The organism is Fibrobacter sp. UWB2 (assembly GCF_002210425.1).
Lineage (GTDB): Bacteria > Fibrobacterota > Fibrobacteria > Fibrobacterales > Fibrobacteraceae > Fibrobacter > Fibrobacter elongatus.
The window spans coordinates 255,053-268,244 of record NZ_MWQK01000003.1 but is presented as its reverse complement, the minus strand read 5'-3'; the positions used below and the strand labels follow the sequence as shown (position 1 = coordinate 268,244).

The following is a 13,192-nucleotide window of genomic DNA, read 5'->3' as shown; positions in this document are numbered from 1 at the left end:
CCCTAAAACTTGAAACGTGGATAGATTCTAACTATATTTGGCAATAACACAAAAAACAACCCTTAAATCAAGGCTAGGAAAATGTCAGATCGTTTTATCGTGACCGGCAACTTTACCGATGATCCGTTTGCCATCGACATGGCTCAGTACATCGGCCTCCGTGAAGATATCTCCGACGTGGTCTCCCTGAAGACTTTCGCCAACTCCGAATTCTGCCCCCGCTACATGCTGGATATGGACGACTTGGAACATATCGGCAAGCGCCTGGAAGGCAAGATTGTCTTGATTTGCTCTGTTTCTAACCATGAACGTAGCCGTAACGACTACGCCATGCGTAACTGCATCCTCGCTCGCGCCGCTAAGGACAACGGTGCAGAACAGGTCGTCTTGGTTGAACCGGACCTCTTCTACAGCGCCCAGGACCGCGGCCCGCACCGCATCGGTGAACTCGAAAAGGATCGCCCGGACATCGACCTCAAGAAGTTCGACGGCCAGGCATTCACGAGCCTCCTTTACGCCCAGCTTTTGAAGACTGCTGGTGTCGATGCCGTTGTCACCTGCCACAACCACAGCATCAAGGTGCAGAACCTCTTCAACGAAATTTTCGAAGGCAACTTCCACAACTTGATCCCGACGGACGTTTACGCCCACTACATCAAGAACAGCAACTTTGTCCAGACCGGTAAGGACGGCAACAATCTCGTGATTGTCTCCCCGGACAAGGGTGCACGCCCGTTCATGAACGCCGTGTTCGACGCTCTCCAGCTCCCGGAATGCAAGCGCGTCGTTATGGACAAGGTCCGTACTGGCGAACGTGAAATCAGCATGACCTTCAACCCGGAACTCTCCGACATCAGCATCGAAGAAATCGAAGGCAAGGACGTGATCGTGTTCGACGACATGGTCCGTACCGGTACGACAATCGTGCAGTGCTGCGAACACATCAAGAAGGGCAACCCGAACCGCGTCTGCTTCGGTGTTACGCACTTCCACACCAGTGCCGAAGCCCGCGAAAAGCTCAACAGCCCGGCTATCGACGAAATCCTCACGACCTCCACGCTCCCGGATATCATGAACCGTGACTGCCAGGGCCGCCTCCGCAAGAAACTCACCGTGCTCAAGCTCGGCAAGTGGATCGCTCGCCACGTGATGCAGATGTACGGCATGGATGACGGTCGTTTCGAGAAGGACTTCTACAAGATCGATATGTCCTCGAAGAACCCGCGTTGGCCGCCTGCATTCTTCTAATAGAGTCTGTATATGGAAAAAAGTCCGGATGTCGTGAGGCGTCCGGATTTTTTCGTTTTTTGGACTTTTTTCTGGAAAAGTGGTTTAAATGTCCGGAGAAAGTGTTGTTTAGCTTGACATAAATATTTTCACTGATTTGAAATTTTAATAATAAAACGTATTATTTTTATAAGATAGGATATGGGAAGCAATTTATGGCTGATGAACACTCGATACCGTTGACGACAAATATCTTGGACGGGGTTGGCATAGGGCTTTGGGCTGTCGAAATTGACGACGGCTGTGCTCCGCGCATGACCGCGAATTCGACTATGCTCAAGTTGCTTGGGCTTGAAGAGGGTGTTTCTGCCGAAGATATTTTCCACGCCTGGTTTGATAATATCGACCCGGAACATTTTGCCGAGGTCAAGGCGTATGTCGACAAGATGAGTGCAGGCGAGGCTCCCGAAATCCAGTACCCTTGGCATGCTCCAGATGGACGTGTCCGTTTTGTCCGCTGTGGTGGTACCCGCAATTACGATTATAAGAAAGGGGTGAGGCTCGAAGGCTGGCACAAGGATATCACGGAGCTTGCGCTGATCCAGAAAACCACCGAAGAAGAGCTGCGTGACGAAATCAAGACGATGGATCTTGATACAAAGCGCGAACGCTTGCAGAGCGCGCTCAACGAAAAACTTTATGGGAAGGCGATTCTCGATAAGGCGTATAGCTATTTCAAGGTGAACTTGTCGGAGGGTAAAGTCTCTCGTCCCTTTATCCAGATTATTGAAGGAAAGTCCGTCGATGTGAGCGATTCGTTTGGCGAAGACTTCCCACATTACGATGCCATTATCGAGAAGATTGCCGACCAGCTCGTGGATAAGGAATACCGTAAGGCTTTTGTGCAGCACCTCTCGGCAAAGTCGCTTATAGGCCAGGTCAAGAAGGGTGATTCCATCCCTGAATACACTTGCCGTTTTTATTCGCCGCACATTGGTTGGCATTACAGCCGCTTTGTCTGCTACGTTTCCAAAAACGAAATCCTGAATGAATACCAGGCGATGTTGGTCGCTTATAACGTCTCGGAACAGCAGAAACAGGACGCCGCGATTCGCGATTGCATCGATGTCCTTTATAAGGAAAATCGTTCCAAGGATGCTATCGAAGAGCTGCTTGCGACGCTTGCTTCTTATTACGATGCCGACAGGGCGTACATCCTGGAATGCGACAAGGAAAGGGAATTCCTCAGTAGCACGTATGAATGGTGCCGCAAGGGTGTAAGGCCCAACAAGGCGGGGCTCCAGCATATTCCATTGGAAATCATCAATCCGTGGATTGAATCCGTGGGCGATATGGACGCCGTCTATCTCGAATCGCAGGATGATGAATACGGTGTCTGGGAAAGGCTGTACAGCTTGTTGCCGGTTCTAGATATCAAGAGCATAAGCGTTTCGACGATTGCTTCGAATGAACAGCGTTACAGCTTCCTCGTTTTGGACAACCCCAAGGAGTCGCAGAAGAACTTTGCCGTCTTGAAACTTGTGGCGGGTTTTGCCGAAAACGAAATCAACCGCAGAAAGCGCATGGACGAAGATGCCGCCGTGACTTCGCTTTTGGCTTCGGACTACTCGTGCATATTCTATTGCGATTTGGAATCGGACACGGTGAAGGCGCACAAGCTGAATGCGAACATCCAGAAGATGCTGGGCGATAGTCTTGGCGAAATGACGTATGACGGTGCCATTGATTTTATCGTGAGCAAGGTTGTTTCTCCGGATAATGCTGATTTTGTCAGTAAGAAGCTCAGCATCAAGAATCTGAAACCGCTCCTCCAGAAAAAAGGCATCACGAGTTTTGAGTTTGTGAGCTATTCGGACAAGTTCTGCGAATGCAAGATCGTTGCCGTCAACAAGGGGCAAAAAGCTTTTGTGATTGGCTTTGCCGACAAGGATGAACAGATCCGTACGGTACGTATGCATCAGAAGAAGATTGAACAGGACCTTGAAATTATCGATGTCTTGGCATCGGAATATTCTTCGGTCTATTACATCGATCTCGAGAAGGATGCCATTACGCCGTATTCGATGAACAAGGAATCGGAATCGCTGTTTGGTAGCCGTTTCCGTTCGGGCGTCTCGTATTCCAAGGCGTTTGACGAATATGTCGATGGCGTTGTCTGGGAACGCGATAGGCGGATGATGCGTGAAGCGGGCACGATAGAGAATATCAAGAAAGAACTGTCCGTGCAAAAGACGTTCATTACAACGTATCGTGGAAATGTCGATGGTCGCCCGCACTATTGTGAAATGAAGTTCGTGAAGGTGGGCGACGAACTGGATAGCCCGAAGGCGGTGGCGCTTGGCTTTGCCGAAAAGGACGATCTGATTCTCAAGGATTTTGTGAACGACATCCTTTACGATGATTACGTGTCCATTTACTTTGTGAATGTCGAGGACAATTCGTTCCGTACCATCAAGTCTTCAAATGTCTCCTGGGTCGAGAAGCGCCCGCTGTACAGCACCTATTCTACCGAGATTAAGAAAATCAGCAATCTTGTCCAGGACGAGTATGAACAGGATTGGCTCAAGCTTTCGAACTTGTTCTACGTGCAGAAGTTCCTCAAGGATGCGGACCAGCGCGAACAGGAATTCAAGATTACAAGTGGCGAATGGCTACGTGCAAAGTTTACGACCATTGAACGCAATGATGAAAACGAGGTCGTCTCGTTTGTGCTTTCGTTCATGCTCTTGAGCGATGACCAAGTCGAAAAGCTGGAACTTGATGCGAAGATTGCCGAGCAGAACGACTTGCTCGAAAAGCAGCAGGTGATGCTCCAGAAGGCGCTTTCGATGGCGCAGTCTTCGGACCGTGCAAAGACGACGTTCCTTTCGAACATGAGCCATGATATCCGTACGCCGATGAATGCCATTGTGGGCTTCACGGGCCTTGCGATGGCGCATATCGACGAGAAGGAGGTCGTGCTCGATTACCTGCACAAGCTTGGCCAGAGTTCTAATCACTTGCTCTCGCTCATTAACGATGTGCTGGACATGAGCCGCATTGAATCGGGCAAGATGGTACTTGCAGAAAATGCCGAAGACCTTATCGATATCATCAATACGCTCAAGGATATTGTGCAGGCCGATGTCGATACCAAGAAGCTTGCTTTCGATGTGCAGATGAATATCTGTAATTCCGGAATCATGTGCGATAAGCTCCGCTTGAATCAGGTGCTCTTGAACGTGCTCTCGAATGCCATCAAGTACACGCATGAGGGCGGTTCCATCGAGATGCATGTGGATGAGAAGGAATCTGAAAAGCCCGGGTCCGCTTTATTCGAATTCCGTATTCGTGATAACGGCATGGGCATGAATGCCGAGTTCCTGAAGACGATTTATGAACCGTTTACGCGTGCAAATTCCTCGACGGTGAGCGGAATCCAGGGAACGGGTCTTGGCATGTCCATCACCAAGAACATTGTCGAGATGATGGGCGGCCAGATTGAAATCTTCAGTGAAGAGAACAAGGGCACGGAAGTTGTTCTGGATATAGATTTTGTTCTGCATAACAAGAATAGTGCAGGGTTCAAGCTTCCTCTCGGGATTTCCAATTTTAAGGGCAAGAAGATTTTGCTTGTCGAAGACAACGAGATGAACCGCCAGATTGCATGTGATATTTTGGACGATAATGGGTTTATCGTGTCCACGGCAGAAAACGGAAAGCAGGCGGTCGAGCTTATGAAGAATGCGACCCCGGGCCAGTATGACCTTGTGCTTATGGATGTGCAGATGCCGGTGATGGACGGTTTTGCGGCAACGCGTGCTATCCGCATGCTCCCGGCGGGCTACCAGTCGCGTATTCCGATTGTCGCGATGACGGCGAACGCGTTTGAAGAAGACCGCAAGGCCGCTCTTGACGCGGGCATGGATGAGCATATATCCAAGCCGATTGACATTGACAAAATGAAGTATATTTTGTCTAAGTTCCTTAAAAAGTGATAATTGAAAAATGAAGAATGTTGACGGTGTCCACGGCGAAAAGGTGATGCGCAAAGATCACCTGTTTTTTGCCATTGTCCTCCTTGTCGTGACGGCTGTTGTCTTTTTGTTTGTCAGTCAAAAGGTTTTGAAAATTGTAGAAGATGGCTGTTACAATAGACTTCGTGAATATGCCGAGGTGGCATCGAATGAGTTTATCATGAACAATCTGCATTATGGCGGAACGCTACAATTTGTGGCAGATGCCCTGAGTGACCGTGCGGATTATTCTATAGACAGCTTGCAGCCCAAGCTGAACGAGATGCAGCCGTTTTTGCGCGACCAGAAAATCAATATCCTTTTGCCGGGAGATGTCGTAATTTTGCCGGATGGCGTCGTGACGGATGCTTCGAAAATGCAAATCTCGTTTGAAGCGGAATCGAAGGGCGATGCTCATGTATCCGTGCGCCTGGAAAGCGACAAGCCCGAAGAAAAGCTCCTGTACCATTTTGTGCCGATCAAGAGCCATGGGCAGGTGGTCGCCGTGGCGTTCTGGAATTTTAGCCTGGGACTTATCCACCAGTACTTACGCAAGGACAAGCGCTATGACCGTAAAATGTTTGTCTATGTGGTCAACCGCGATGATGGACGCTTTATTGCGGACACCAAGCATGATTCGCTGAAGAGTATCCATGATTACATGAACGAGATGGATAACGAAAGGGGATTGTTCTCGGCGCTTGTGGATAGCATGCTTGTGGGGGCAACGGGCGAGGCTTGCGTTGAAAACTATTGGGAAGAGTCCAACTGCTTCTTCTACAAACCCTTGGCGGTAAACCACTGGAGTATCGTCATTTCGTCTCCTGAAAAGAATGCGATGGCGGCAATACACCAGGTTCGCTTTATTCTGCTCTGCTTTGGCATTGCGGTGCTGGTTCTCTTTTTGGCGTATTTTATTTTGCTGCGCCGTGTGGCGATTCGCTGCATTGCGGGCGAGTTTGACCGCTCGAAGCAAGATGACGTGGGCAAGGTGCGTTACATGCAGATGAAGCTTTTGGGCCTTTTGTCCAAGAACTTTATCCACATCTATTACGTGAATCCCGAATCGGGTTCGTATGTCGTGTATCCAAGCGCCATGAACGACTTGTACAAGGAAATCCTCAGCCGTTTTGACTGCAACGTTTCTCTGTACGACATCATGAACAATGACGAGCTCACGAAAATCCACAAGGACGACCTGGAGCTTTGCCATAGCGTGTTCAACAGGGAATCCTTCCTTGAGATGATGGGCCAGTTCGAGTCCCGAAAGGTTGTGGACATGCGCTGGTTCATTAACGGCAACTGGGTTTGGCTGCGCCATACGTTGATTGGCTTTGCCGATGGCAAGGGCGAGGGTTACGTGCTTATTGGCGTCGAGGACGTGAACGACGAGAAGGTCGCCATTGAATCCGAACGCGAAAGACTTTCTGTGATCAAGGGCCTTTCGGAAGACTTTACGCTGGTGAGCTTCATCAACCCGTCTACGCGTGAAGACCATCTTTATTATGTGAAGAAAAACAACTGGGCCGATAACCCGAATTGGAAAAAGGTTGGGAATTTCGAGGACCGCCTGAAGCTGATTGCAAATACGCTTGTGCACCCCGATGACCGTAAGATGTTCATGGAGATGACGACCCGCGATGTCGTGATGGAACGTCTTGCCGCGAAGGGCGCCTATTATGTCAACTACAGGATGATTATCAACGGGGCGGTTGAATATTGGCAGCTCAAGTTCGTGATGGCGGGCAAGGCGCCCGATGCCCAGGAACAGATTGTGGCGGGCTTTATCAGCGTCGATGAATCTACTCGTTTGCAGCTCGAACAGAAGGAACAGCTCGAAACGCAGGCCGAAGCCTTGAAGCAGGCGCTCTCGGCAGCCCAGGCGGCCAACAGCGCCAAAAAGGAATTCCTCAATAGCATAAGCCATGAAATCCGTACCCCGCTTAACGCTGTCATTGGCCTTACCTCGATTGCCTCGTCGCATCTGGGGGATTGTGATCGCGTCAAGGACTGCCTTGTCAAAATTGACCAGAGTTCTGACCGCCTGCTTTCGATTATCAACGACATTCTCGACATGAGCCGTATTGAATCGGGCAAGTTCGACCTCAACGAGGCTCCGATGCACTTGTTCGAAGTCGTGCACGAGGTGGAACGCGATATCCGCAATGACTTGCAGGCGAAGGACCTCAAGTTTGAACTGGATTGCGTCGATATCAATGATGATGAAGTCGTCTGCGACAGGGAACGCTTGCGCCAGGCACTTCTCAAGGTGCTTTCGAATGCTATCAAGTTTACGAAGGAAGGCGGTACCGTCTCGATGAGTGTCAAGGAGACTCCGCTTACAAAGTCGAGCTATGCCGCCTACGAGTTCCGCATCAAGGATAATGGTATCGGCATGAGCGAAGAATTCCTCAAGACGGTTTACGAGCCGTTTGCAAGAGAATCTACGGTGTCGAGGGATGTCCGCGGCATGGGCCTTGGCCTTGCGATTACGAAGAACTCCGTTGAGATGATGGGTGGCCAGATTGAAATTGCGAGCCGCTTGAATGTCGGTACCGAAGTGACGATGACGTTTGAGTTCAAGCTCGTGCAGTCCAAGAAAAATGACGAAAACGGTGCGCTTGTCAACTCCGGATTTGCAGGAAAGAGAATTCTTTTGGTCGAAGACAATATCCTCAACCGCGAAATCACGATGGAAATCCTCCAGGACAATGGTTTTATCGTGACGGCGGTCGAAGATGGCGATATTGCCGTGAAAATGCTCTCGAAGGCGAAATCGAGACCGTTCGATGTCGTCTTGATGGACGTTCGTATGCCGGTGATGGATGGTTACGAGGCGACAAAGCGCATCCGAGCCTTCGAAAACAAGGATGTAGCCGAAATCCCGATTATCGCTATGACTGCTAACGCGTTTGACGAAGATCGCCAAGCTTCTTTCGAGGCGGGCATGAATGAACATATTGCAAAGCCGGTCAGCATTGAAAAGCTGAAGGACGTGCTTGCGATGTTCTTGTAACGGACTTGTAGTTTTATTCCTATTTATCTGTTACAACGGCGGTATGACTCCAAAAAAATGTAAAAAGTTATCTATATTGAAAACATATGTCAGCACGAGTAACTAGCAGCGATAAAATTGAAGACATGTTTCCGGAAACCCCGGTACGTAAGATTATCACCCCGATTGAACGCCTGATGAAGGTGGAGACGACGGGCGGCATAGTGCTTATCATTATGACGCTTGCGGCTCTCATCTGGGCGAACTTGAGTCCGTCATCGTACGAGCACTTTTGGCATCTGCCGTTCGTGGTGACGATTGGCAGCTGGGTGGGCACTGGTGACTTGCACTGGTTCATCAACGATGCGCTGATGACGATATTCTTCTTCAATATCGGGCTTGAAGTCAAGGGCGAAATGACTTATGGCGAACTCCGCGATCCGAAGGCGGCGAGCCTCCCGATTATTGCGGCTGCTGGCGGTATGCTTTTCCCGGCGCTGATTTACTTGGCTCTTTGCCCTCCGGGTACGTCACATGGCTGGGGAATCCCGACGGCGACGGATATCGCGTTTGTGGTGGGCTGCATGGCGATTCTCGGCAAGAAGGTTCCGCATGCGCTCCGCGTGATGATTTTGACTTTGGCCATTGCGGACGATATCGGTGCAATCCTCGTGATTGCGATTGGCTACCCGAGCGGCGATGGCATCAACTTTAGCGCTCTTGGAATGGCTTTTGTGCTCCTTGCCTTGTTCAACGTGTTCTTCCGCATTGGCGTGCGCAACATGCTGCTGCTCCATTTCACGGGTATTGCCGTGTGGGCGTTCTTTGTCAAGTCCGGTGTGCACCCGACGATTGCGGGCGTGCTCCTTGGCCTCTCCGTGCCTGCTAAGGCCGTGGTGGCGAAAGGCGTGGTGGCCCAGTTTGCAAGTGGCGTGGGCAATGTGCTTTCGGGCGAGACGAAGGACCGCAATGAACAGTACGAAGTGTTTACGATGCTCAAGCGCGGTGCAAGCGAAAGTGTCTCCTTGCAGGAACGCTTGTACAAGATGCTTGTGCCTTGGGTGAACTTTGGCATCATGCCGATTTTTGCGCTTGCAAATGCCGGTGTCGAAATCAAACTCGGCGGTCTGGATGTGCCTGTGCTTGGTGCTGTGGCTCTTGCCCTCATTTTCGGTAAGCCGATCGGTATTTTCCTCTTCAGCCTCTTGTCCGTGAAGATTGGCGTTTCCAAGAAGCCGAGTTACTCCTGGAAGGTTCTTTGGGGTGGTGGCATGCTTGCCGGTATCGGTTTTACGATGGCTCTCTTTGTCGCTGGCCTTGCTTTTGAAGACGGTGCGAACAAGGATTCTGCAAAGCTTGGCATCCTTCTTGGAAGCTTTAGCGCTGCCATTCTCGGCACCATCTACATGAGTATCGTATCTAAGAAAGAATAGTTGGCAGAACTTAGATCTTAGAACTTAGGAATGTCATGCCGGCCGCAGCCTGTGCTGAGCGTAGTCGAAGCATGCCGGCATCTCCATATACGGTAATGACCAAAGCTCATTTCGTCTACATGCTCCGTTGCAAGGGTGACCGCATTTACACGGGCTATGCCGTGGATGTCGACGCCCGCTATGAGGAACATTGCAGTGGGCGTGGGGCGAGGTTTACCAAAGCTTTCCCGCCGGAATGTATTTTACAAACATTCGAACTTGAAACTCGCGAAGAAGCGCTCCGCCTGGAAGCGCGTATTAAAAAGCTTAAACGCCCGCAAAAGGAACTCCTTGCTGCGGGTGATCCTGCATTAGAAGGTGAACTGCGAGCAGGCCTTGGCGAACGCCTAAAGCCGAAAAAGAAACGCCGTAAAAAGCGTGTGTAGTCTTTCTTTGGGGGATTGCCTATTGCTTTCAAAATAGTGTATTTTATTAAAGAACTTTTTTGAAAGTAGACTATGATATCCATCGAAGACGCCAAAAATCAGGAAGACCTCTTCCAAATCAAGTCCGCCATCATGAGCAAGAAGCTCGAAGATATTGGCGGCCGAAAAGGCGTGATGGAAATTTTGAGTTTGTCCCTGGATGCGTACAAGAATAAGGACTATGAAAAGTCGCTGAAGATTCTTGAACCGCTAATGCAGGTTCTTAAAGAACATCCATTTGTGTCTAGTGATGATGTTAGCTACGTCGCTATCTCGGACGAAATGGAATGGGCACTTTATCAGCATTTTTACCAGAACCCGTCGCAACAGATAAAGAACGTGAGCGTTGTCTGCCCGATGGACTGGATTTACCGCCAATATGCGCTCGCCGCTTTGGACTTGGGCGACTATTCTACGGCGTTGAAGGGCGTCACCGAAGCGGTCCAGTGGAATCCGACTTCTGCAAAATGCAGGATCTTGTATGCGATGCTTTGCAGTGCCGAAGGCCGTTGGGAGAACTTGCTCAAGGAAATCGTTTCTGCCATGAAGTACACGTATCGCTCTAGCGATATGATTCATTGCTTCCGCTTTTTGAAGGATTATTTTATATACAAAAAGATGTACGATGTGGCTGTATATTGCAGTTTTTTACGGTCGCGTTTTTCATCTTCTGAAAATGTGCTCATCGAAATCGTTGGCGATATGGTCACGCTCCTTAAGCGCACGAATTTTGACTACAGCAGCATAAACGATGACGACATGATTGAAACTTGCAAAAAATATGGGTTTATGCCAACCTTCAATCCAGAAGTCGTTGCTGTGGCGCAAGACAGTTACGAAGACGCCTTCCTCGCCAAAGATACAGGACGGGCCGCCTATTTCGCACAGATTATGGAAGACCTCAAAACGGAGCAAGAAAAAAGAGATGCCGTGAATCTACGGCAACTCTTCGAAAGTCACAGAAATCCGGTGAGCTAGGGTTATTTCATCACCAAGTCCACCACGAGTGCAATCGCCATGCCGATACTGCAAATGCTGATAAATCGCTGGATGAACTTGTTGCCTTTTTTGCGCTGCGTGAAACTGCCGAGGTAGCCGCCGAACCATGCGCCTGCCGCCATGATAATCGCAACGGGCCAATCGATTTTTCCGGCGAGGCCCAGCGCGACCGTGCTTACAATGAGGAACACGTTCGTGAGCGCATTCTTGATGGCGTTCACGTGAATTGGGTCTAGTCCGGTGTACCGCGTGAGTCCAAATATTTGCACGAACCCAACGCCTACCTGCACAATGCATCCATAGACAGCGATGGCGAAAAATCCGATGGCGCCTTTGACGGTGAGTTTCTCGGGCGGGTTCTCGGGAGGCTTTCCGAGAATGTCCTTGCGCAAGTTGCTCATGACCACCACAAGGCAAATCACGACGGCGAGAATTGCCTGGAAGAGCTTGTCTCCAATGCGGACCAAGAAACATGCGCCAAGGAGTGCGCCGAAGAATGTCGGCAGCAAGAGTTGCAAAAAGATTTTTTTGTTCAGGTAGCCGTGACGCGCAAGGTTGTAGGCACTGCTGAAATTCCCGATGATGAGCCCGATGCGGTTCGTGCCGTTTGCAACAGTCGCGGGGAGCCCGAGGAAAATCATGATGGGGAGGCTAAGCGTAGAACCGCCACCTGCGATGCTGTTGATGAGGCTTACGACTGCTCCCAAAATAAAGAACGCCGGGTACTGGGCGTAATTCCACCAGTCTGTCACTTGGCGAGTTCCTTTTCAATAAACTTTCTGTTGCTTTCGACTTTCTCGCGTTGCGTTGTTTCTGGGAATTCCGCAAGGCATTTGTCGAGCGGTGCGAGGGCGTCGTTCAGCAATTTCTTTTTCTTTTCTTCGTCCGTTTGCTTTAAGGACTTTGAGAAAATCTGCGATGTGGTTTTGCGCTGCTTGTTGCAGTAAGCATCAGCAAGGACGATGTATTTTTCGTTTGCTTCTTTGCGGAGCTTGCTCGTCTTGAGCTTGTTCAGCAAATCCTTGGCCTTATCGAACTTTTCGTTTGCGATGAGCGTATCGGCCTGGGCGAGTGCTGCGGCGGGGTCTTGCTTTTCCCACATTTTAGCGGTCTCGGAATCGGTAGCCTTTTCAAGTTCGTCAACGTGATTCAGGAATGCCTGCACGTGGAGCGTGTCTTCGAAATCGCGGTAGCGGATGCGGAACATCTCGGTCTGCTTGCGAGCTTCGGCGAATTGTGCCTTTTCGTCAGCGAGAACCTTGATGGATTCAAATTCCTTGGAAGCTTTCTTGAGCGTGTTCGAATAAGCGATTTTTTTCTGGCCTTGTGCCCAGTTCGCGAGCGAGTCTCCCGGAGCGAGCTGTGCAATCAAGCTGTCGGCCGTTTCGGCGACCATGCTGTACGAGGCCTGTACGCGGTTCATGTTCTGAATTTGGAGTGCCATTGACTCAAATTCTTTTGCCTTTTCTTCACGGCGCTTGCCGAATGCTTCGCGGAGCGTATCTGAATGCGCTTGCCATTTTTCCCACATCGGAGCCATTGTCGAGAAACTGTTCAAGATGACGGAGGCGGAGTCCGTTTGGCCTGCGCGGCTGAGCGTGTCGGCGTAACTAAAGACGTAATTGGCGAGCGCCGGGAATGCCTTGTACGGGTCCATCGTCGTTTCGAGCGTGCAATGCGAAAAGTGCGTCTTGTCGCACGGCGGCAACATCATCAAAACCGTATCGACTCGAGTTTGTACGAGAATAGTCGGCGTCTGTTCCGGAGTCAAAATCTGGTCGGGCGTAGAGAGCTTGAACTGGTCGAGAATCTGCGAAGCGCTATCGCCGGTGACGACCTGCATCTCGGAATACTTGCCTGTCTGTGTTTCTGCAGACTGGACTGTATCTTGCCCGATGATTTTCGTGAACGGAGTTTCAGTAGGCTTTACGTCTGGAGAAGGGCATTGACTAGTCCCGATACATGCGGTGAGCGAGAACGCTGCGGCGAATGTGGCTGCCTGAACGAAAACCGTTGATTTAGACATGAAACACTCCGTTTTTTAATCGTGAACAAAAA

Annotated in this window: 8 protein-coding genes; 6 read left to right on the top strand and 2 right to left on the bottom strand. The window is 50.1% G+C overall.

Annotated elements, in window-relative coordinates; all coding sequences use genetic code 11:
* The first annotated feature begins 81 nt into the window (after window positions 1-81).
* The 6 genes from B7982_RS07250 to B7982_RS07225 all read left to right on the top strand — a co-directional run bounded on the left by B7982_RS07250 (window position 82) and on the right by B7982_RS07225 (window position 11,113).
* Window positions 82-1,248 (top strand): ribose-phosphate pyrophosphokinase, encoded by a 1,167-nt coding sequence (locus B7982_RS07250; RefSeq protein ID WP_014545977.1) that lies wholly within the window; start codon window positions 82-84, stop codon window positions 1,246-1,248.
* A gap of 194 nt (window positions 1,249-1,442) precedes the next feature.
* Window positions 1,443-5,225: a response regulator gene (locus B7982_RS07245; protein ID WP_088660174.1), complete on the top strand. Its 3,783-nt coding sequence runs from the start codon at window positions 1,443-1,445 to the stop codon at window positions 5,223-5,225.
* A 10-nt stretch (window positions 5,226-5,235) separates the two neighbouring features.
* A complete protein-coding gene (locus B7982_RS07240; RefSeq protein WP_088660173.1) occupies window positions 5,236-8,259 on the top strand; it encodes a response regulator in 3,024 nt (1,007 codons plus the stop codon).
* Between the two features lie 125 nt (window positions 8,260-8,384).
* Window positions 8,385-9,671, top strand: coding sequence for a Na+/H+ antiporter NhaA (nhaA, locus tag B7982_RS07235; protein WP_233138429.1), 1,287 nt, complete (start codon window positions 8,385-8,387; stop codon window positions 9,669-9,671).
* 95 nt (window positions 9,672-9,766) lie between these two features.
* Window positions 9,767-10,096, top strand: a complete 330-nt coding sequence (locus B7982_RS07230; RefSeq protein ID WP_233138428.1) for a GIY-YIG nuclease family protein — start codon at window positions 9,767-9,769, stop codon at window positions 10,094-10,096.
* A 72-nt stretch (window positions 10,097-10,168) separates the two neighbouring features.
* On the top strand, window positions 10,169-11,113 hold the full coding sequence (locus B7982_RS07225) for a hypothetical protein (RefSeq protein ID WP_088660170.1): 945 nt from the start codon (window positions 10,169-10,171) through the stop codon (window positions 11,111-11,113).
* Between the two features lie 2 nt (window positions 11,114-11,115).
* On the opposite strand, the gene B7982_RS07220 is transcribed toward B7982_RS07225, so the two are convergent.
* Window positions 11,116-11,886 (bottom strand): sulfite exporter TauE/SafE family protein, encoded by a 771-nt coding sequence (locus B7982_RS07220; protein ID WP_088660169.1) that lies wholly within the window; start codon window positions 11,884-11,886, stop codon window positions 11,116-11,118.
* Window positions 11,883-13,160: a hypothetical protein gene (locus B7982_RS07215; RefSeq protein ID WP_088660168.1), complete on the bottom strand. Its 1,278-nt coding sequence runs from the start codon at window positions 13,158-13,160 to the stop codon at window positions 11,883-11,885. Before B7982_RS07215 ends, B7982_RS07220 begins: the two co-directional genes overlap by 4 nt.
* Window positions 13,161-13,192: the final 32 nt, after the last annotated feature.

Excerpts from the sequence above, each read along its gene's own strand:
- B7982_RS07245 (WP_088660174.1), top strand. The coding sequence starts at position 1,443 with ATGGCTGATGAACACTCGATACCGTTGACGACAAATATCTTGGACGGG.
- nhaA (WP_233138429.1), top strand. The coding sequence starts at position 8,385 with ATGTTTCCGGAAACCCCGGTACGTAAGATTATCACCCCGATTGAACGC.
- B7982_RS07225 (WP_088660170.1), top strand. The coding sequence starts at position 10,169 with ATGATATCCATCGAAGACGCCAAAAATCAGGAAGACCTCTTCCAAATC.
- B7982_RS07250 (WP_014545977.1), top strand. The coding sequence starts at position 82 with ATGTCAGATCGTTTTATCGTGACCGGCAACTTTACCGATGATCCGTTT.
- B7982_RS07215 (WP_088660168.1), bottom strand. The coding sequence starts at position 13,160 with ATGTCTAAATCAACGGTTTTCGTTCAGGCAGCCACATTCGCCGCAGCG.
- B7982_RS07240 (WP_088660173.1), top strand. The coding sequence starts at position 5,236 with ATGAAGAATGTTGACGGTGTCCACGGCGAAAAGGTGATGCGCAAAGAT.
- B7982_RS07230 (WP_233138428.1), top strand. The coding sequence starts at position 9,767 with ATGACCAAAGCTCATTTCGTCTACATGCTCCGTTGCAAGGGTGACCGC.